General features: G+C 34.6%; 16 protein-coding genes. 10 read left to right on the top strand and 6 right to left on the bottom strand.

What is annotated here, in order from left to right:
* Positions 1-119 precede the first annotated feature (119 nt).
* Genes EZ428_RS07740 through EZ428_RS07730 form a run of 3 tightly spaced genes read left to right on the top strand, consistent with a single transcriptional unit; the run spans position 120 to position 3,402 of the window.
* Complete coding sequence (locus EZ428_RS07740; protein WP_205945642.1) at positions 120-1,424, top strand: glycoside hydrolase family 43 protein; 1,305 nt, start codon at positions 120-122, stop codon at positions 1,422-1,424.
* A 10-nt stretch (positions 1,425-1,434) separates the two neighbouring features.
* Positions 1,435-2,433, top strand: a complete 999-nt coding sequence (locus EZ428_RS07735) for a glycoside hydrolase family 43 protein (protein ID WP_131552584.1) — start codon at positions 1,435-1,437, stop codon at positions 2,431-2,433.
* A gap of 21 nt (positions 2,434-2,454) precedes the next feature.
* Positions 2,455-3,402, top strand: a complete 948-nt coding sequence (locus tag EZ428_RS07730) for a family 43 glycosylhydrolase (RefSeq protein ID WP_131552583.1) — start codon at positions 2,455-2,457, stop codon at positions 3,400-3,402.
* Between the two features lie 82 nt (positions 3,403-3,484).
* On the opposite strand, the gene EZ428_RS07725 is transcribed toward EZ428_RS07730, so the two are convergent.
* The 3 genes from EZ428_RS07725 to EZ428_RS07715 are packed head-to-tail and all read right to left on the bottom strand — an operon-like array spanning position 3,485 to position 9,729.
* On the bottom strand, positions 3,485-5,080 hold the full coding sequence (locus EZ428_RS07725) for a family 43 glycosylhydrolase (RefSeq protein ID WP_131552582.1): 1,596 nt from the start codon (positions 5,078-5,080) through the stop codon (positions 3,485-3,487).
* Complete coding sequence (locus EZ428_RS07720; protein ID WP_131552581.1) at positions 5,080-6,747, bottom strand: GH39 family glycosyl hydrolase; 1,668 nt, start codon at positions 6,745-6,747, stop codon at positions 5,080-5,082. The genes EZ428_RS07725 and EZ428_RS07720 overlap by 1 nt, the downstream gene beginning before the upstream one ends.
* An 18-nt stretch (positions 6,748-6,765) precedes the next feature.
* Positions 6,766-9,729 (bottom strand): glycoside hydrolase family 2 protein, encoded by a 2,964-nt coding sequence (locus EZ428_RS07715; protein ID WP_131552580.1) that lies wholly within the window; start codon positions 9,727-9,729, stop codon positions 6,766-6,768.
* A 502-nt stretch (positions 9,730-10,231) separates the two neighbouring features.
* Here EZ428_RS07715 and mgrA point away from each other — a divergent pair.
* Positions 10,232-11,224 (top strand): L-glyceraldehyde 3-phosphate reductase, encoded by a 993-nt coding sequence (mgrA, locus tag EZ428_RS07710; protein WP_131552579.1) that lies wholly within the window; start codon positions 10,232-10,234, stop codon positions 11,222-11,224.
* Between the two features lies 1 nt (position 11,225).
* Here the strand turns inward: mgrA and EZ428_RS07705 are convergent, their stop codons facing one another.
* A complete protein-coding gene (locus EZ428_RS07705) occupies positions 11,226-11,858 on the bottom strand; it encodes a hypothetical protein (protein ID WP_131552578.1) in 633 nt (210 codons plus the stop codon).
* Positions 11,859-11,888: 30 nt separating this feature from the next.
* Complete coding sequence (locus EZ428_RS07700; protein WP_131552577.1) at positions 11,889-12,917, bottom strand: TlpA disulfide reductase family protein; 1,029 nt, start codon at positions 12,915-12,917, stop codon at positions 11,889-11,891.
* 122 nt (positions 12,918-13,039) lie between these two features.
* Between EZ428_RS07700 and EZ428_RS07695 the strand changes: the two genes are divergently transcribed.
* Together EZ428_RS07695 and EZ428_RS07690 are read left to right on the top strand one after the other, a co-directional pair.
* Entirely contained in the window at positions 13,040-13,510 is a 471-nt protein-coding gene (locus tag EZ428_RS07695) for a pyrophosphohydrolase domain-containing protein (protein WP_131552576.1), read from the top strand.
* Between the two features lie 34 nt (positions 13,511-13,544).
* Positions 13,545-14,003, top strand: coding sequence for a MaoC family dehydratase (locus tag EZ428_RS07690; protein WP_131552575.1), 459 nt, complete (start codon positions 13,545-13,547; stop codon positions 14,001-14,003).
* Between the two features lie 7 nt (positions 14,004-14,010).
* On the opposite strand, the gene EZ428_RS07685 is transcribed toward EZ428_RS07690, so the two are convergent.
* Entirely contained in the window at positions 14,011-15,174 is a 1,164-nt protein-coding gene (locus tag EZ428_RS07685; protein WP_131552574.1) for a chondroitinase-B domain-containing protein, read from the bottom strand.
* Positions 15,175-15,336: 162 nt separating this feature from the next.
* On the opposite strand from EZ428_RS07685, the gene EZ428_RS07680 reads away from it, so the two are divergent.
* The 4 genes from EZ428_RS07680 to EZ428_RS07665 all read left to right on the top strand — a co-directional run bounded on the left by EZ428_RS07680 (position 15,337) and on the right by EZ428_RS07665 (position 21,546).
* Positions 15,337-17,259: a 7TM diverse intracellular signaling domain-containing protein gene (locus EZ428_RS07680; protein ID WP_131552573.1), complete on the top strand. Its 1,923-nt coding sequence runs from the start codon at positions 15,337-15,339 to the stop codon at positions 17,257-17,259.
* A gap of 1,045 nt (positions 17,260-18,304) precedes the next feature.
* A complete protein-coding gene (locus tag EZ428_RS07675; protein WP_131552572.1) occupies positions 18,305-20,212 on the top strand; it encodes a beta-N-acetylhexosaminidase in 1,908 nt (635 codons plus the stop codon).
* Positions 20,213-20,341: 129 nt separating this feature from the next.
* Positions 20,342-20,959: a hypothetical protein gene (locus EZ428_RS07670; RefSeq protein ID WP_131552571.1), complete on the top strand. Its 618-nt coding sequence runs from the start codon at positions 20,342-20,344 to the stop codon at positions 20,957-20,959.
* Between the two features lie 266 nt (positions 20,960-21,225).
* Positions 21,226-21,546 carry a hypothetical protein gene (locus tag EZ428_RS07665; RefSeq protein WP_131552570.1) on the top strand — a complete coding sequence of 107 codons (321 nt, stop codon included), beginning with the start codon at positions 21,226-21,228 and terminating at the stop codon, positions 21,544-21,546.
* Positions 21,547-21,749 lie beyond the last annotated feature (203 nt).

Raw genomic sequence — 21,749 nt, 5'->3', positions numbered from 1 at the left:
CCCGCAAAAGCGGGAACCCCGAAGGGCTCAGCGAAGCTAATCTTAAAGCGTCACGTAGGCTTTTAGCATTAGGATACCCAATCAAGTTGGGTATGACACGACTAATTTAATTTATGAAAATGAAAAGATATATTTTTAAATACTTGTTAACTATTGCTTTACTAGTTACTATCATCGAAAATTCACAAGCTCAAAACCAAGCTAAAACAGATGCTGCGGCATTAAAAATACCAACAGGATATTTGAGCAATCTCCATTGGGATTTACCATTGGATACTGTGGGTAAAAATGGTTCAATAATCACTTGGAAATCGAGCAACCCAGCTTATGTTTCAGATAAAGGAAAACTGTTAAAGCTTTCGCCTAGAAATGGAAGTAAGAGGAAGCTTAAAATGACAGCTTCAATAACCTCTGGGAATTTACGAGTTAAAAAGTCATTCGATATTAATGTAGCTTATCAAGAAATGCCATTGCAAGGCTATCTGTTTACTTACTTTGAAGGTTCTGGTCCACGAGATAAAGACGAACAAGTGAGGTTTGGTGTAAGTGCAGATGCTGTCAATTGGTCTGCCCTAAATAAAAACCAACCTATCATTTCTTCTGAGCTTATCTCTGGAACAGGCGGAATTAGAGACCCACATATTTTAAGGGGCGAGGATGAAAAAAGTTTTTATATGGTAGCTACCGATATGAGTACAGCGAAAAATGGCTGGGGGCATAATCCAGGCATTGTTTTGTTAAAATCTGAAAACTTAATAGATTGGAAACACGGTTTCATAGACCTTGAAAAAGTTTACCCTACAAAGTTTAAGAATGTGCAATGGGTTTGGGCACCACAAACTATTTACGACCCAGTAGCCGGTAAATACTTGGTTTATTTTACGGTTAAATTTAAGGATGATTTAAAATTAGATTTCTATTCAGCCTATGCCAATGCAACTTTTAACGGTTTTGAAAATGAACCTCAACTAATGTTCAACCCTAAATATGGTGCAATAGATGGCGATATTATTTACAAGGATGGTTTATATCATTTCTTCTTTAAAGGTAATACTAAAGACGAAAATGGTAAAGAATACAAAAATGGAATTAGACAAGCAATTGGTAAAACCCTTCAAGGACCTTGGGTAGAAGATTTTAATTATTTAGATGCTTATTCTGCCAAAAAAATAGTGGTGGAAGGTTCAAGTGTGTTCAAGTTAAATAACGATGATACTTATATTTTGATGTACGATTTGTATACCAACCATCGGTATGAGTTTCAGCGCAGCAAAGATTTGTACGGGTTTACGCCAACTCCTGAATCATTTACAAAAAACTTTTATCCCAGACATGGTAGCATAATCGGCATTACCAAAGAAGAAGCCAAACGATTAAATGAGAAGTGGGGAGGTGTTCCCGAAATATTATTGAAAGCCAATTAAGAATTTGATAATGAAATCACAATTTACAATAACATCCATTGTTTGGCTTTTATTATTTTGTTTGGTGAACCATGATACTGCGGGAGCTCAAACAGTAAAGGATACCCTTTATCATTTCCAATCAAACGGTAATCCTATCATTACTCATAAGTTTACAGCAGATCCTGCTGCAATGGTAGAAAATGATACACTTTGGCTTTATACAGGTCATGATTTTGAAGGAGGTCAAAAGGGCTATAAATTAAAAGATTGGTGTGTGTTCTCAACAGTTGATATGAAAAATTGGATTGAATACCCAGTGCCATTGAAATTGTCTGATTTTAAATGGGATAAGAGCGGGGGTGCTTATGCTGGTCAAACCATCAAACGAAATGGTAAATATTATTGGTATATCAGTACCAATGGCTCTGGCATTGGTGTTGCGGTTGCAGATCGTCCACAAGGGCCATTTAAAGATGCATTAGGGAAACAATTGCTAACCAATGCAGATTGTTTTGCTTCCACTCATTCTTGGACTTGTATAGACCCTTCTGTATTTATTGATGATGATGGACAAGCTTGGCTCTTTTGGGGCAATGGCGTTTGCTATTATGCAAAATTGAAGGAAAACATGATAGAAATTGATGGTGCTATAAAAAAGATTGACTTTGATGGATTAAAATTTGAAGAAGCACCATGGATACATAAACGTAAAGGAAAATATTACCTTTCGTATGCAACAAGCTTTCCAGAAAAAATTGCTTATGCAATGGCAGACCATATTGAGGGACCTTATCAATACAAAGGAATTTTAAACGAAATTGCAGGGAACAGCAATACCAATCATCAAGCTATAATAGATTTTAAAGGCAAATCTTATTTCATTTATCATAATGGTGCTATACAACGTAATGGAACCAGTTATAGCAGATCTGTATGTATAGATCTGTTAGCGTACAACCGTGATGGGAGCATAAAAAAAATAGTCATGACTTCTGATGGAGTTAAAATACAAGAGAAAAAGAAATAATAAATTAAAAAAAATACTGCAATGAAACACACGCTATTTGTCATGTTAAGTGGTCTTTTGTTTTCAACAGCTACTTACGCCCAAACTGATACCTTAAATGCACCTGCTACGGTTTTGCCTGGTGTATATGCCGACCCGCATATTGCTGCCTTTGGCAAAAAGTTCTACATCTATCCAACTACCGATGGTTCAGAAGGATGGAACGCAACAAGTTTTACGGCTTGGTCTTCTAAAGACTTGGTAAAATGGAAGTCTGAAAAGGTGATATTAGATTTGCCAAGAGATATTACTTGGGCAAAAGAGCGAGCTTGGGCACCTGCAATAGCCTATAAAAATGGGAAGTACTATTATTATTTCTCGGCTGATGTAAATATTGGTGTTGCAGTTGCTGATAAACCAACTGGACCATTTAAAGATGCATTAGGCAAACCTCTTGTGAAAAAAGCAATGTTAAAAGGGCAAATGATAGACCCGATGGTTTTTGTAGATGATGACGGAGCAGCTTATTTATACTTCGGACAAGGTAACTGTAACATCGTAAAACTTAACGATGATATGATTTCTTATGATGCCACGAAGATCATATCGATTAAACCAAAAGGGTATAATGAAGGTTCTTTTGTATTTAAAAGAAACGGGAAATATTATTTAAGTTGGTCTGAATTTGATACCCGAGACCCAAGATATTCTGTAGCTTATGCCGTTTCAGATTCTCCGATGGGACCATTTATTAAAGCAGAGCAAAACCCAATTTTAAAAGGTAAGGGTGTTGTAAAAGGTGCTGGTCACCATTCTATTGTACAAGTTCCAGGTAAAGATGAATGGTATATTGCCTACCATCGTTTTAAAATTCCAGGTGGTAATGGTTACAATCGCGAAACCGCAATCTCACCTTTAAGGTTTGATGAAAAGGGAAATATCTTGCCAGTTGATGTTTTCGAGAAAGTAAAACCAGTTAAGATTAAATAATTTTTTGTTAACCGCAAAGAGAGGAAGAGCGCAAAGGAATATTTAAAAATCTTTGCGTTCTTAGCGCCTTTGCGGTAAAACTTTATAGTGCCTTCACCAAAGAAACATCATCAACCCTGCAAAAAGCGTTTGCTTTTCCATCAGCTAAAAAGCCAATTTCAACCTTGCCAAATTTTACAATAATGTTTTTAATAGTGATGCTTTGCCAGTCTGCATTTGCCTCTTTAATAAGATAATTAAAGGTTTTGCCATTACTTAAAGCGTACATCTCTAACTTATTAAAGCCATTGTTGTTTTTTATTTTAGCAGTTAATGTGTAAGTTCCGTCTGCTAGTTTTACATAAGGAGAAGAAGTGATAATTTGAGATACCTTACGTTTAAAGTTTACTTTATCGTTGATGTAAAGACTTTTTTCGCCAATAACTTCTTTCCTGTCGGCTTCTGTATTAAAATGGTTTAAGTCGGGCGATTGGACACTGTCTAAACTAATTTTGTTACCCTCAATGATTTGAGTTACCCATCCTGTTAATTGCGTTTGCACTGGTTTAACAACACTCGGAATACGTTTTCTATCAGCCTCAAAACTCCCGTTTTTAACATGATCATTGTCTTTGGCTACATTCCATTTACCCGTTTTAGCATTTAAATCCCAAGAATTAAGTGAGTTAAAATACGGTGTTTTACCATCGAATGAAATTGGAAACCATTGATTATAGCCTAATCCGTTACCTGCAAAATCTGCCCAACGGTCGCCACAATAAATAACAGTTTCTTGTTCGCTACCTTTTACATTCACAAAAAATCCTGTTTGTGTTACGTGTGCATAATCAGCTTCACTACCCTTCATCACTAACATTTGATTGGTTGGTGTATAAGGACCCCTGATGTTATCAGCTACCAGATAGTAGGCAAGAGAACCATCCCATCCATAAATATTCGAAGCAAACATGTAATACTTGCCATTGTATTTGAACATACAATTGCCTTCTCTGCTTTCGCCTTTAAATATTTGCGTACAATCTAACAAGTTTACTTTACCCTCCTTAACGCCAATTTCTGAAACGTAAATTTTGTTTCGGCCTTTGCCATAAGAATAAACGAGATAAGATTTTCCAGTATCTTCATCCGTAAATACGGTTTGATCGCCAGTATTTGAAGTTCCAATCATCTCCATCATGCTAATTTCTTGGTGCCAAGTAAATTCGCCAGCTAGCGAATCAGAAACAGTAATTAAAACTTTTCCCCCATGCTGAACAAACATTGCATACTTCTTCAATTGTTTGATGTAGGCAACACCTAAACGACCAACCCAAGTTTTACTGGTTTTATTAGTTTCGGATTTTGTTAAAACATCATTTTCGAATGTCCAGTTCACTAAATCTGTAGAACTATAACAAGTAACAGACTCGAATGTAGCTCTTGGTTGTGTAACAGATGGGTCAATTCGATATTTATCTGCTTCTGCGTAGTTAACCCCATACCAGTAATATTTTTTTATACCTGTCTTTGGGTCGGCAAATTTAAATATCCCACCACCTTGACTATTAATAGGCTTGCCATCTTTTGTTTTCCAAAAAACATCGTTTTTAATGTTGTTGGATTGGGCATTTACAATTTGAACTATGGTTAGAACGAAAAATATAGAAACAATGAAAGAGTAACCTATTTGCTTTTTCATTAATCTATTTTTAACAATGAAATACCTTGTCTGCCTAATTCAAATTTAAATGGACCAGATTTAGTATCGAATTTAATAGGCTTGCCAATTGTTTTGAGCAAACTTGCTTTCTCAAGTGTTGCTATTTGTGCTGTAGTTGGACTTTGAGGAGAACCCATCTTTTTCCATTCTTCGTAAGAGTTACTATTTAAGTCATCAATACGATATTGAGTAATGGTTACCATTTTTTTGTTTAATCCATTTAAGGAAACCGATACGATATCATTTGCCCCTTTTTTATCTTCATCATGGTAATTCCAAATCATTACTGTAGCAGAGTTTTCAGCCTTTGCTGCTAAAACCCCAATGTCTGGCGCCGACTTTCTAATGCTAGAATCTAAAACAAGCTTTAGGTTATACATTTGATCGCTTTTTACATCAACCCTGTCACCTTTCATCATGGCAAACATCCTAAATACATTTAAAACAGGCTTGTTAACGCCATTAGTAGCTAAATCCCTAAAACCGGCAAACCAAGGTTGGTTTTCAAATTCAAAAGACCAGCTCACGGCTCCTAAAAGATTAATTTTATATTGAGTGGTTAGTTCATATAACCTAGCAAAAGATGCTGCGGTATAACTAGAATACATTGTCCCGTTTCTGTAGGCATTTTCTGGATTGGTAGACATCCCGCAAGCAGCACATCCCTCTGGGTCAAACTCACCAATAATTACGGGGATATTTTTAAGCTCCGGGTATTTGTTAATTACTTTATAGTTGTCGTTTACATTTCTAAGCTCGTTGCGTATATTCATCACTACTGTACCATTAACAACTCTTGGCGAACCTTTAGCGTGAAATAAAACTGCGTCTAATGGCGAACCAATTTTACCAGTAACATAGTTAGTGTCTTTTAAACAATGTTTGATAAAGGCATCTAGATATCTACTCCCACCACCAGTAACATTAGCACCACCAATTTTAGCAGTTGGTAAAGCTCTTTTTACGCCATCGGCGGCATAATCATATAATTTAAAAAAATCAGCTTGTGTACTCTTCCAGTAAGCTCCATCTGGCTCGTTCCAAACCTCCCAATACCAACTTTCTACTTCTTTTTGGCCATATCTTTCTACGCAATGCTTAACCCATTCGTAAACTAAATTGCCCCATTTTTTATAATCCTTTGGCGGATAAGCCCAGCCCGTTAAAATTTCATCATAACGAACACCAGGTTTCCATTTATGCTGGTAAGGATTTGGCTTAATAGACAAAGCTTCGGGCATAAAACCAATTTGCGCCAAAGGTTTCATTCCTCGTTTTACATAAGTATCAAAAATCTGGTCAACTATTTTCCAGTTATAAACCGGATTGCCATTTGCATCTTCAGTATAGGCGTTGGTTGAGCCCCATTTTAGAGCAGGTGTTCCATCTCCAGAAGTTAACAGGTTGTGTGCCCTTACATACACAGGAACCGGACTAAATTTTGAAATATCAGTCAACAATTTTTGGCCATCTTTCATGTAAGTATAATTTGGCTCATCGTAACCAAACCAAGCCCAAATGGGTTTCATCTCTTCAATTTTCTTGTCGAAGTTTACCTCAATATTGGCATTGGTTTGTGCATTGCTTACTTTTATTGATGTTAAAATCAATATAATGATAAGGCTCGTTTTGTTTAATAATCTCATCTGGTTTTAATTATATGATTATTTAGCTTCGTAAATTTCAGTCTCAATAATACTCAATCCGCCTCTTGATTTAGTTTCTACTCTTTCAATTCCATCATCCAGTTTTTTGCCATTTACCTCTACACCAATTTTAGCATTATCTGCAGCTTCTTTACCCGAACCCAATAGTTGGATGGTTACTGTTTTACCTTTTGTTGGTTTGCAAATTGCAGTAAAATAACCTAAGCTTGGTACAGTATTCCCTTTAAAAACTTCTTTCCCATCTACTAAAATACGAATAGGGTAGGCCTTAGTTCTAAAGCCATTTACCTTTAACTCAACTTGACCGATTGTGCTTTCTTTTTCTAGATCATATTTTATCCAAGCGGTATTTAAAATACCATCGTTAACCCAATCGCTCAATTCGTTATCATCATAACTCAACTTAGCTTTGTCGCTGTTTGCACCAGCTGTTGCACCAACAATTTTAATGGCTTTTCTACTTACTTGATATGTTTGTGCTGCAGGAGTTGCACCTCTTTTTAAGCTCGATTTCAATCCATCAGCAGGAAATTGACTTGATAAACCATTTTTAACCATTACAGGTAAAGTCTCCAAAGCAATTGAACCAGGTTTTAATCCTTCAGCCGTTGCTGTAATATTAATTTTACCTGCTGTGGTAGTAGACCTAACTAAAATTCTATTTACGCCACCTTCTACGGGTAATTGTTTAGATAAGATATAATTGTCTGGGCCTTGGGCAATACCACCACGCCATTCTGCGGGACCAGTTACATCAAATTTAATCATATTTAAAGCGATTGGGCAACGATTGCCAGCTGCATCAACCACTTCAACTTGTACCAAAGCTAAATCTGCACCATCTGCTTTAAAGCCAGTTGGGTTTTGCATTTTAGTTAACTTAATTGCAACTGGTTCTCCTGCAGTTTTAAGTTGAGTTTCTGACAATTTTAAGCCTTTATTATCATAAGATACAGCTTTTAATGTTCCAGCTTGGTAAGCTATGTTTTTAAAAGTATAAAGAAAACCATTGCTTTTTTCTCCAAAACCTAATGATTTTCCGTTCAGAATTAACTCTGCTTTATCACCCGCTGCAACTACATATATATTCTTTTTTGTGCCAGCTTTATAATTCCAATGACCAACTAAATGAATACCTGTTTTTTTAGCGTCAACCCAACCATCCCACATCACTTTGTGCGCATAAAAGCCATCCTTTGGAATACGCATGGCATCAACTTCACCACTTCTACGGTAATTTTCTTCACCTCTGTGATGCGTGTTTGAATCTGAGAAGATGATATTTACCCCACCAGAACTTACCCTAGTTCCGGTGCCTGGTCTTTCTTGGTAATATTCATTCCATCTTTTTACATTTTCAATGGCGTGAGAATCCTGATTTCTGTTATAATCGCTCGCATCGGCATCTTTATATTTCGGACCAGCACCATCAATGTGGAAAGGAGGGGAGAACTCATCCCAGTATTTCCTTAAACCCTCATCTCTAGAATATTCCATAGACCATAATGGCTTAGTTGCACTTTTATTAATGTATAACATTTCACCCCCATATTCTGCCTCATCAATGTTAAGCATTTCTCTAGAACCAATAGCTCTGCCACCATTTGGGTCATACTGATTTTTAATGGCTTTCATTTCTACCATGTGTTCTGCACTGATAGATTCGTTACCACATTCGTAGAAAAGAATACTAGGGTTGTTTCTATTGTAAATAATGGCATCTGTCATTACTTCCTCGCGCTGGTCCCATCTAGTACCCGTTACATCTTTTTCAGAATCACCAGCTGGCATTGCCTGTATTAACCCAACTCTATCGCATGATTCTATGTCTTGTTTCCAAGGTGTAATGTGCATCCATCTTACTAAATTGGCATTACTTTCTACCATTAATCCATTGCTGTAATCGCTAAGCCAGGCCGGTACAGACAAGCCAACAGCTGGCCATTCGTTGCTAGTACGTTGGGCATAACCTTTCATCATTAAAACACGGTCGTTTAAGTAAACCATTCCGTTTTTAAATTCAGCTTTTCTGAAACCAGTTTTGGTGTTTAATTCGTCAACTGTTATGCCATTTACTTTTAAACGAGAAGTTATCGTATATAAATAGCCATAACCCCAGCTCCAAAAATTTAAGCCATTAACTAAAGATTCGGCTCTTAAAATTGTCATATTACCAGCCGCAACAGTTTGAGCAGGAGAACTGTATGTTTTAACTATTTTACCATCTGCATCCTTAATTTCTACATCGTATTGAACTAATGCAGCATCAGCTGTTTCGTTTTTAATTTGAGATTCTGAAACTACTACTGCACTTTTTCCAGTGATATTGAAGTCTTTAGCGTAGATATAATTACCAGTTGTTTTTAAAGTTGAGTTAAGTGGTAATGTTTGATAAAGTTTACCTGTAATATGCAAACGAACATTTTTAGAAATACCACCATAGTTTGCATTAAAGTTTTTATCATTCCATTGATAGGTAGAATTTCTTTCTTTTTCCCTGTAAGTCCATGAGTTATCTATCCTAACTGCTAATACATTGTCTTTATTAGCTTCTACTAAACTACTGATGTCGAAGCCAAAGGAAGTGATGCCATTTTCGTGTCTACCAATAAATTTGCCGTTTAAATAGAATTCTCCGCCTTGTCTAATCCCTTCAAACTCTAAAAATATCTTTTTTGCTTCAGCACCTGATGGAAGAATGAAATGTTTCCTATACCAGGCAATGCCAGTTGATAAATCTTCAATGGATTTTTTAAAAGCCTCATCTTCATTCCAAGCGTAGGGTAGGGTAATGCTTTTCCAGTCTCTATCATCAAAAGCAGTTTGCTCAGCATCTTTTGCATCGCCAATATATAGTTTCCAACCTGGATTAAAATTGTAAGTACTTCTTTGGTTTTGAGCAAAGCTGATTTGACTTCCAATAACGATAAGGCAAAATAGCATTAGCAATTTGTGTTTCATACTTGATGTATTTGGTTTTATGCTAAGATACTTGCAGAGTTATGCTCATGCATCCTGTACTGTGCTGAAATAAATAGAGGCGTAATTAGAAAATATCCACTCATTATGTTGTAAATGGCATATTTGGCTATATTCTCTTTATACTGTATATCAAATTATTTACGCAAACGTTTTCATGTGATTTAAGGGTTTTTAGCAAAAAAATCGCAGACTAATGGCTTCATATTGAATAGCAAGTTTGTCAGTGCTTTTCAGTGGAGGGAGTCAGCGTCAATCAGCGAAAGGTGTTTCGCAGAAAAACCGCAGATTTAAAGGAACGCAGATAAGGCGCAGACTAATGGCTTCATATTTAATAGGAAGTTTGTCAGCGTTTTTTCTGCGGAAGAAATCAGCGTCAATCTGCGAAAAAGGTAAAATCTTAAGGTAATCTAAATTTTAAAATGTGTTTTTAGATTTAATATTTTATTATTGGGGATTATTTGGAACTAGCTAAAAACATTAAATGTCTTATCAACCTCAAAAAAATCGTTATCAAGCTATGCAATATCGCCGTTGCGGTAATAGTGGCTTAAAATTGTCTGCCCTTTCTTTAGGTTTATGGCATAATTTCGGTTTTGTTAATCAAATTGAAAATAGTAGAAATATTCTCCATACTGCATTTGATAATGGCATTACACATTTCGATTTAGCCAATAACTACGGTCCGCCTCCAGGTTCTGCTGAAGAGGTTTTTGGGAAAATACTCAAATCAGACTTTTCTAATTACAGAGATGAAATGGTTATTTCAACCAAGGCTGGTTATACCATGTGGGATGGCCCCTATGGCGATTTTGGCTCTAAGAAATATTTGGTTTCAAGTCTCGATCAAAGTCTAAAAAGAATGCAGTTAGATTATGTGGATATATTTTATCACCACAGACCCGATCCGGATACGCCATTAGAAGAAACAATGGCGGCATTAGATTTAATTGTTCGTCAGGGTAAGGCACTATACGTGGGTATTTCTAATTATAAGGCAGCAGAAGCCGAAAGAGCTATTGATATTTTGCAAAAACTAGGTACACCATGTTTAATACATCAACCTAAATATTCTATGTTTGAGCGTTGGGTAGAAGATGGCTTAATGGATGTTTTAGGCAACAAAGGAGTAGGCTGTATTCCTTTTTCGCCTTTGGCACAAGGTTTATTAACTGATAAGTATTTAGATGGTATTCCGGCTGATTCTAGAGTAGCAACAAGTGGCGTGTTTCTTAATCAAAACAGCATTACCCCAGAGAAAATAGAAAAAGTGAAAAGGCTAAATGAGATTGCTCAAAGTCGTAATCAGAAATTGGTTCACATGGCACTTGCTTGGTTGTTAAAAGACGAAAGAGTTACTTCTGTATTAATTGGAGCAAGTAAACCTGCCCAGGTAACAGATGCCATTGAATGTTTAGCAAACATCAGTTTTAGTGAAGCAGAATTAAATGCAATTGAAAATATATTAAACCGATAAATTATTTAGAAAATTTATCTAAAACCTGAGCAAAACCTTTTTTATTATTCAAATCAATATTGTTGGAATTGATATAATCTTTCACTTCCTTAAACTGATTAGGGAAAAATTCTGCAAGTGTATTAATGCCTTTAATATGAATATACTTGTCGTTTTTCTTTAGATAGAACTCATCTTTTCTTTTGATATTATATTCTGGCAGTATGAAGTTGTATACACCAAATTGCCATTTTACAGTTGAAATACTGGTTTGCGCAGAGTTTTCAGTTTTTCCTAAGCCTGTATCAACTGCCTGTGCTATTAATGTTGCAGTGTGCCTGACATAAAGCGAGTTGTTTTTGAAGGGAATTTCTTCATAAAACATATTTCCATTGGGAATAAATTTTAACCCTTTAATGTAAATGGCATCTATTTTTTCTACTTCTGCCATAACAAGTATAGTGTCATCTTTCATAAAGAGCATTTCTTCCCTCAAGGTGTTATAGTTAAGTTTTGCCTCTAAATCTGCTCCAACTTTAAATTTAATTATGCCACTTTCAAAATCTGGGAAAATATATTGCGAAACTTTATTTTCTTGACCTTTAACACAATAGATGCTAGTTAAAAGAACTAAAAATGTGATGCACTTTTTCATAAATTGATTTATTGAAAGATTTTTCTGAAATTATTTAGTTGCAATTAATTCATTTAAACGTTGAACCAAGTAAGGACCAAATAGATTTTTACCTACAATTTTTCCATTAGGGTCTACCAAAATATTTGTTGGAACTCCTTTAACAGCATACATCTTTGCTATTGCATTATCCCAATATTGTAAATCTGAAACTTGTGCCCAATCTAAGCGATCGTCCTTAATTGCCTTTAACCAATTGTCTTTGGTATGATCAAGAGATACGCCCAGTATGGTAAAGTTCCTATTCTTAAACTTATTAAAGGTATTTACAAGATTAGGATTTTCTTTTCTGCAAGGCATACACCAGCTCGCCCAAAAATCTATAAGCACGTACTTTCCTTTAAAATCTCCTAAACTAACAGGAAAGCCTTTTTCATTGTTTTGGGTAAAGGGCATCGCAGTTGCACCAGGTCTCGTATTTTTAAACCCATCAATAGTAGTTTGAATACCTTTTGCTAAGCCCATTTTTTTAAATTCTGGAGAGAATTTGTCTAAAATACTTTGTGTAACGGCTTCGTCGGCATCTCTAATCATTGAATAAGACAAAGCTACCAATCCCATAAATGTATTGATATGGGTTAAGGCATATTTCTCATAAGCCTTTCCTTTTTCAACTGAAGATATATTACCTAATTTATTTATTTCGTCATTTAGGGCTTGAAATTCATCATTCAATGGAGAACCCCCAATCTTGCCTTCTTGCAAGTACCCTCTTGATGAAATAGTCATATTTTTGTTTTCAAGATAAAAATTTAACTTATCTGCAATGTTTTTAAAATTTGGCGCAGCATAATATCGAAGTTCTATTGTAGCACCTACAACTCTTGGAACAGTTCCTGTAAAAGTAAAAGAACCACTCGTAACTTTAATCGTATCCGTTACTAATTGACCATCAATTTTATAGGTTAAAATAGCCTGTCCCGCATTGATATAGCCCACTTTGCCATTAATTATATATTTTTCTTGTCCGATGCTAAACAGCGGTAGAAATAGAGCAATAACTAGAAGAAATTTTTTCATACAGATGTTTTAATCAAAGCTAATTTAGCTCATTTTTGTGGAAATAAAAGTTGATGTTGATAAGAAAATTTGCCCTTCAATATAAATAATCTAACCTTCATGCAAATAAGTAAAAACATAAAATGGAAGATTTAAAAGCTTTAAGCCAAGTAGCAGAATTTCACAAAACCTTTAAGCACCCAATATTAGATAACGCAACTATTCCTACAAGAGAAAGAAGCCAGTTAAGAATTGATCTAATTGCCGAAGAATTGAAAGAACTGCAGGAAGCGGTTAACGATAATAACATGGTAGAAATAGCTGATGCATTATGCGATCTGCAATATGTTTTAGCTGGTGCAGTTTTAGAATTCGGCTTAGCCAACAACTTTAAAACACTGTTTGATGAAGTGCACAGGTCTAACATGAGCAAAGCATGTAAAACTGTAGAAGAGGCAAATGATACCATTGCTCATTATAAAAATAACAGTAATACCGATGCTCACTATAAAGAAATTGATGGCTTGTTTTTAGTTTACAGGGATGGGGATCATAAGACTTTAAAGTCTATTAATTATTCTCCGGCAGATTTAAAAGGATTGTTAAAACAATAATGTTAATTTTAGCATTATTAGTAGAAAAAAAAATATGGTAGTAGTAAATAGTTACGAAGAGTTTGAAGCACATCTAGGTAAGGAAATTGGTATTTCTCAATGGCATACTATTGATCAAGATCAGATCAATAAATTTGCAGATGCAACCCTAGATCATCAATGGATACATACTGATGAAGAAAAAGCCAAAAATGAAGGCCCATTTAAAGCAACTATTGCTCACGGTTATTTAACCTTGTCTTTAATCCCATATTTATGGAAACAGATTGCAGATATTCGCAATATTAAAATGGAGATTAACTACGGCATAGAGAGCTTTAAGTTTGGCCAAGCCGTTGTTGTAAATAGCGAAGTTCAATTAAAGGCAAAACTTCAATCTATAACTAATTTAAGAGGCATTACCAAGGTAATTATTCAGGCAACATTAATTATTAAAGACCAACCTAAACCTGCTTATACTGGCGATGTAATGTTCTTATATCACTTTAATTAACAATTAATTATTGATTTACCTGTTCTGTCTTTGTATCTGAAAAAGTATTGCCCGATATTTTATTATCAAAAGGGGCAATACTTTGTATAACAGGTGATGGATATCTTATGGTATCAAATTTTCCCTTCCAATCTGCATCTTTACTATCACCAACCAGTATTCCTGTTGTGGCATTTGATATTTGATTATTGTTGATGATGCAATTACTTGCGGCAATATAAAAACCTATTTCTTGCTTTCCTTTTGCCATTCCGTACATTAATCTGATGGCAGTTTTAATGTTACTTATTTTATTGTTTGTAATGGTATGTCCCGTACCGTTTACACGAATTCCTCCAGTACCACCATTAAATATGTTGCCGTCAATAATACAGTCGTGACCGCCTCTCATCACCAATTCTCCATCATTATTCTCGAAATAATTTTTCAAGTAGCTATTGCCACTACTTTTGTTGCTAATTACTTCACTTTCGCCATTACAATTAATAAATCTATTATCCCTAACAATAGATTTTGCTGCTTGTAAACCTAACAAAACAGGGTCTTGACCAATTTGAACACACTCGCCTCCATTGCCATTTTTCCAACTTACCTTTTGTTTATTGGTAAAAATGTTCTGCTCAATTAAGGTGTTTTGTGGGCAAGTTTCTTTAGTTATTTTAACTTGTAAATCCTGGTTATCTACATTGGCAGTAAAGGTGCACTTGTCAATTTTATTGTTAGCTCCACTTCCAGAAACTATTACTAAGGGCGTAAACTGTGTCTTAACCGTATTTTCTAAAAACTGGCAATTGGTAATTTGGCAACTTTGCGAACCTTTGAGCTCTATCAAACCCCCATTTTTTAACAGGATACAGTGTTTAAAAGTTATTCCACTTAAAATGATATAATCGCCAGTCAGCTTAAATAAGATTTGATCCATATCACCAGAAAAAACAACCTTGCCACTTTCTTGTGCCCTCACTAAAATTGTTTTCGCTTTTGTACCCTTACTAGCTATTTCTATTGCCCAATTGTTGTAATTGCCATTGGCGATGATCACCTCATCACCAGCTAATAACTGTGGAATAACAGTTTTAAATTCCTTTTCAGAATTTACTTTATAAGATTTGGCTAATATTGCTTGATAACTGGTGCAAACGATTAAATAGCAAAGGATTATTTTTTTCATTATAACAATTTGGAATGAGCTTATACTGATTATGACATTAATTATTAATTAAATGTTAATATATTTAAAGCATCAAATATATTAAGCTAGCCAAATCTTAGGGTACTGCAATATGATAAGAATTGTGATATCCTAAAAATAATTTTTCAATTTAGTTAAATTATGCTCAAAAAACTCACATCAGTTTTTTCTTTTGTAATCATTACCTTAAGTTTTAATTCGTCTTACGCACAAAGAGCAGTAAATGTAGATTCTAAATTAAAGGAATATATATTTAAGGCTGATGAGGTTGTTTGTTTGGAAGATGCGAGTAACAAGTTAACCATAGCAACCATAAGCAGTGCTGCTTACCAAAGTAAATTTATTAAGAACATAAATTTTTACCCTAAAAACTATAACCGATCATCTGCATACTGGTATAGAATAAAGGTTAGGTTTAAGGAAGATGTAAAGCAAAATGCAATAATTGAGTTTTTTGATCAAATAACCGATCACATTGAATCGTACTTGCCTGATACCAATAGGAAATATGTAAAAAGTGTAGCAGGTGCCGATTTAAATTTTGCAGAAAGATCTTACCATCATAAAAATTTCGAGTTTCTTATTAATACCACTAAAAAAGGAGAGTATTACTATTATTTCAGGGTAAAATCTAAAGACCAGGTAAACGTAATTATTGTTTACAGAACCATAGAGAGGTTTATTGGCTATGCACTTTCTGAGTATATCATGTTCGGTTTTTTTTACGGGATGATCGTAATTTTCAGCTTCCATAATTTATTGATGTTTCTAGCTGTAAAAAGGCGACAATACTTTTTCTATATTTTATATATACTGAGTGTTGGTTTGTATGAAATGTCTACCGATGGCATTGCTTTTCAATACCTATGGCCTAATCACCCTGTTTGGAATGAGTATGCTTATGGAGTTTCCTTGTTCTTTTTAAGCACATTCGGCCTTATTTTTACCAAAGAGTTATTACACGTTAAGATAAAGGCGCCTACAATTAACAAGGTCATTAACGTGTTATTAGGTGTTCGTTTCTTGTTCTTTTTGGTATGCTTATTTTATGATAATGATCTGTTTAAGTACAAATTCCTAGAGGCAATACCTCTGTCGTTATGTTTCTTTACGGGTATTTACATCTGGTGGAAAAAACAGTACGGGCCTGCACGATTCTTTGTGTTGGGTTATTTTTTCCTGTTTATGGGCTTTATCATAAAAATTGTACACATACTTGGTTGGTCTAGACTATTTATTGGCAATGTAGTTGGTTATTATAGTTTAAGTTTTGGCTTTTTACTGGAGATGGTATTTTTATCTTTTGCCATAGGCGATCAGGTAAGGATTTTGAAACGGAAAAAAGAAAATGCCCGTAAACAGATCATTAAACAAATGCAGGTTAATGCAGACCTTAAGGATAGCATAAATAAAGAATTAGAGATTAAGGTAGCAGAACGTACCAAAGAGGTACAACAAAAATCTAAAGAGCTACAACAGAAAAATATCACTATTGAAGATCAAAATGAAGAATTGTTGTCTATTAATGCATTGTTAGAGCAACAGGCTGAGGAAATTTCTAGAATGAACATCCTACTAGAAAAAGACAACATTACGCTTAAAACCAATATAGAAAAAGTAACCGATGCCCGTGTTAATGCAACAGAGCTGGATTTTGATGAGTTTAGTTTAAAATATCCCGATAGAGATACCTGTTATAAGTTTTTGGCCGAATTGAAATGGGAAAATGGTTATGCATGCATTAAATGCGCTAATACAACTTATTGTAATGGTAAAGTTCCATTTAACAGAAGATGTACAAAGTGCGCCTATGAGGAATCTGTTTTACATCAAACTATTTTTGAGAATAATAGAATACCAATTAACAAAGCCTTTTACCTTGTTTATTTAATGTATAACCATAAAGGCGCAATTTCTTCTCATAAATTGTCAGAAAAATTAGGCATTAGACAAAGCACCTGTTGGACCTATGCCTCTAAAATTAAAAAGGTAATGGAAGAACGTAAAAAAGATTTAAAAGGTGTGGGTAAATCTGGTTGGAGAAAGCTCGTGCTTGATAAGTAATTGTTAATTATGCTCAATTATCATGAAATAACAATGCTATCTTCTCCTTCCCGTGCATTTAAGGCCTTTCGTGCTTTTCCCAAAGGTCACATAGCGATGGCTTTTGCCTATCCCTTTGTCAGGAAAAGAAATGAAAAATATCTCTGATAATAATGCTTTGAAAATTGAAGGTGTATTTGTAAATGATAGCATTGTATATTATACGCAAGCGAAGGAATACAGAAATTATTCCAGATTCAGGAGTAGTGCCCCCATAATTTCGATATTTATTCACTTAATATAAAACCTTAAAGGTTGATAAGCTTTCTGATATAAAGGCTTATAACTTCTCTGATTTAACATATGTAGATCAAAATAGAATACTTCTGGCAAAAAGTGGTCCCGATGATGGTATTTTTTTCTATAATAAAAATTTAAGAAATATTAAGAAAATTAGTGTAACTAATGACACCTTGAGAAATTCTAAATTTTATAGTAACCCAGTAATATTGGAGTCGGACAATATAGTAGCAGCATGCTCTTATCAATTAGTTAATATTAATCTCAAGACTCAAAGGCAAAACATAATTTTGCCACTACCGGCACTCATTCTAAAGTAATTCGCTATAATGGTAAAATACATAAGGTGTTTTTTCTTAAAACTGATGATGTTAATTTTATTAACTCGATAAACATTGATGGCACTGATTTAAAAAAAATTAAATTTACCAATTTATCAAATGCGAATTAGGGGGTTAGTGTAGTGTATAAATGATAGGTGTTCAAATTATCACTAAAACCGAGCAAGCATCCCGTTTCTGATTGAGATAAAAGTTTAGCATATTGTAAAATGTATGCTGAACTTTTTTGTTTTGAGCTATTAGATTATTGTTATGTTTTGATCTTATATGTCGGAACAAATTAGACATAGTGCTAGAGCGGCATAGATTTAATTTGCTGATCTGTCCCACTACAAATTACAATCAATAATAATTTACAATCCATCTTTTTCTTACATCTCTCCTAAATTTTATATCTTGGGCTACCAAATATTAAAGACACACACATGATGAGAAAATACCTATTATTTTTCTTGGCAAGTTTTTTTGCCATTCAAACTTTTGCGCAAACAGATGCCAATATGGGCATTATACCGGTTCCGGTTTCCATTAAAAAAAACACGGGTACTTTTTCTTTAGATAAAACTGTTATTTTGGTAAATAATGAAACAGCAAATGCCAAGGCTGCGGATTTATTAAATGCATTTATTGTAACAAAAGGTGGTTTTGCATTAAGAGAAGCAAAAACTTTAACGGCAGGGCAAAAAGCTATTGTTTTAACTTCGGCAGGTGCCGATAAATTACCTGGGGAGGGTTATACCATAACAATTACAGCTAACCAAATTAAGGTAGTGGGTACAGAAGTGGGTTTGTTTTACGCAGTGCAATCTTTAATACAATTAATGCCGGAGAAAAAACAAGATAGGATTAGTATCCAATCGGTTGAGATTAACGATTATCCGCGTTTTAAATACCGTGGCTTGCACCTAGATGTAGCCCGTCATTTCTTCCCGGTTTCTTTTATTAAAAAATACATCGACTTAATGTCGCAGTATAAACTGAATAATTTTCATTGGCATTTAACAGAAGACCAAGGGTGGAGAATTGAGATTAAGAAATATCCTAAATTAGTTAGTGTGGGTAGCACGAGAAACGGAACTATTGCAGGTAATTATCCGGGTACAGGCGGTAATGACAACGAGGTGCATAAAGGTTATTATACACAAGACGAGGTGAAGGAGGTTGTAGCCTATGCGGCAGCAAAGTACGTTACTGTTGTGCCAGAAATAGAAATGCCAGGCCATGCTGGTGCAGCAATTGCGGCTTACCCAGAGTTAAGTTGTTTTCCCGATAGAGATACCTTTATTAGTGATAAAACACCTTGGAGTGGAGATAGAAAGGGAAAACAAGTGCAACAAACCTGGGGTGTTTTTGACGATGTTTTTGTGCCTACAGAAAATACCTTTAAATTTTTAGAAAATGTATTGGATGAGGTTATTGCCTTGTTTCCCTCAAAATACATCCACATTGGTGGCGATGAATGCCCTAAAGAATATTGGAAACAATCTCCTTTTTGCCAGCAGTTTATTAAAGATAATAACCTGAAAGACGAACATGGTTTGCAAAGTTATTTTATCCAAAGAATGGAAAAATACATTAACGCAAAAGGTAGGTCTATTATTGGTTGGGATGAGATTTTAGAAGGTGGTTTAGCGCCAAATGCAACCGTAATGTCTTGGCGGGGAGAAGCAGGAGGTATTGAGGCAGCCAAACAAAATCATGATGTAATCATGACACCAGGTTCTGCTGGTTTATATTTTGATCATAAACAATCTGCCTCAACCGATGAGCCCCTAACTATTGGTGGTTTGTCTAATTTTACAAAGGTTTATGGTTATGATCCGGTTCCGAAAGAATTAAATGCAGGCCAACGTAAATATGTAATTGGTGTGCAAGCAAATATTTGGACAGAATATATGGAAACACCAGCTAAGGTAGAATACATGCTTTTACCTAGGTTGTTTTCTTTAGCAGAAATTGCATGGAGCCCGGTTGAAAGAAAAGACATCAAAAACTTTACTGAAGAACGTTTACCTTTACATTTAGCCAGATTGGATAAAACAAATACTAATTATTGGGTGCCAACCCCAATAGGCCAAACAGAAAAAGTAATTAATGGAGAAAATATAACAGTGGAGTTAAAATCACCAATGCCAGGGGCTAAGGTGTTTTACACATTGGATAATTATCGTCCATCTGAGAACGCAACTGAATATAAAAGCCCAATAAAAGTTATTGTGCCACAAGGACAGAAGAAAGTGCTTAAAACCATAGTGATCATGCCAAGTGGAAGAAGGAGTGTGGTTACAGAAACAATATTAAATAATGGTGCTGCTGATGTTAAAACGAAATAATTTTCGTTAAATGTTATAAGTAGACAAGATAAATGCGTAACAAAAATTAAACATTAAGAAATGAAGAAAAATTAAGGTTAACTTAACGATTGGAAATTCTTAATGTTTTAAAATAAAATCATCACAAAAATGAAATTAACCAAAGCTATCAAACTAGGATGTTGTGCTTTAGCCAGTGTTTTATTCATAGCTGCTTGTACAAGTGACGACAAGCCATTAACTGCGGCGCCAGCTACCAAAGGTGATACTAAAGAACCAAATCCTTTTCCATTTTATAAAAACATAGAAATTAAACCTGGTTTTAACTTTGAGGTGCTAAGTTGGGGAAAAGGAGTTGATACCTTAGGTGGTTATTTGTTATTGATGTCTGATTCTGTGAAAAACAACTACAAATCAATCTCTGTTGAAAGGAAAGGTATCATTGCCGATGCTTGGAACATGGATATGGACAATGACGGAAATCCAGAGTTATATGTTCAATATGTAGTAAGGAAAAACGTTAACGACTTAAATGTTTTTGAATACAGCAACGGAAGTTTTGATAAAATCAGTTTTCCGGGTTTAAAGGATAACCTTAAAAAAGGTTATGAAGGCAATGACAAGTTTTTTGTTAAAAATGGTGATCTGTTTCGCTCTGTTCCAGTTGTTAATGTAGATAGCGGCAAAACAACAACCTTAGTAAAAACCATTAAATATAGGTTAAGTGGAAACAGTTTCTCTACTAGTGAGGTTAAGCCTGGAGAATAAAAAACATTTTTATAGCTATTCTAAATATTTCTATTCATTGTAAAATATTTGCATTATTTGTCTCGTTTATAGTTTGGTGCGATTATATAATTACCTTTGGCATTCTTATCGATTGGACTTACCCTTCATTTGGCCATTTTGTAGGTTTACTTAATTAATCGGGCCATTAAATTATATGAATAAAATTGTTATGGGCAAACGCTTACAAGCAATAGCTGTGGATATGCTCATGATGGTTTCATTACAAAAAAACAAAAATTACATTGATGAAAACTAACAACATCGCCTTTATGGCAACAGAATATCTTTTCCATCTAAATAATGCAAATGATGAAAATGGGATAATGCCTTCAGAAAACTGGAAATTGGAAAAGGTTTCACTTACTCAAAAATTAGCTATTGAACATGATTATTACCCAACAGTAAGTGTTGCGGTTGACCAAAAAAGTATGGATGATTTTGGTGACGCTGTTTTAAAACGCATCAATACTAAATATCCAAAAATTCATATCAAGGATCAGTTAATAGAGTCACAGATAGGTGCAGATCATTTCATTGCTTATAGTCCTACAAGAGTAAGAAGATAAATCACTGTTATAAAGCTTAAAAATATCCTTTGCTTGGTAAAAACAAAGGATATTTTGTTTATAGGTGTTTTTTCTGCTTGATTTTGTGTGTGTTTAGCTGTTTTTAGTGCTGTTAGTTTGATTTTTAGAGCAAAAATCATCATTTTTAAGTAATTTATAGCTTAATAGCTAGTTTATTAGTATTTTGTTGATAATTCTTTGCT

Source organism: Pedobacter frigiditerrae (assembly GCF_004331645.1).
Lineage (GTDB): Bacteria > Bacteroidota > Bacteroidia > Sphingobacteriales > Sphingobacteriaceae > Pedobacter > Pedobacter frigiditerrae.
The sequence above is the reverse complement of the archived record's forward strand: the minus strand, read 5'-3'. Positions and strand labels throughout refer to the sequence as shown.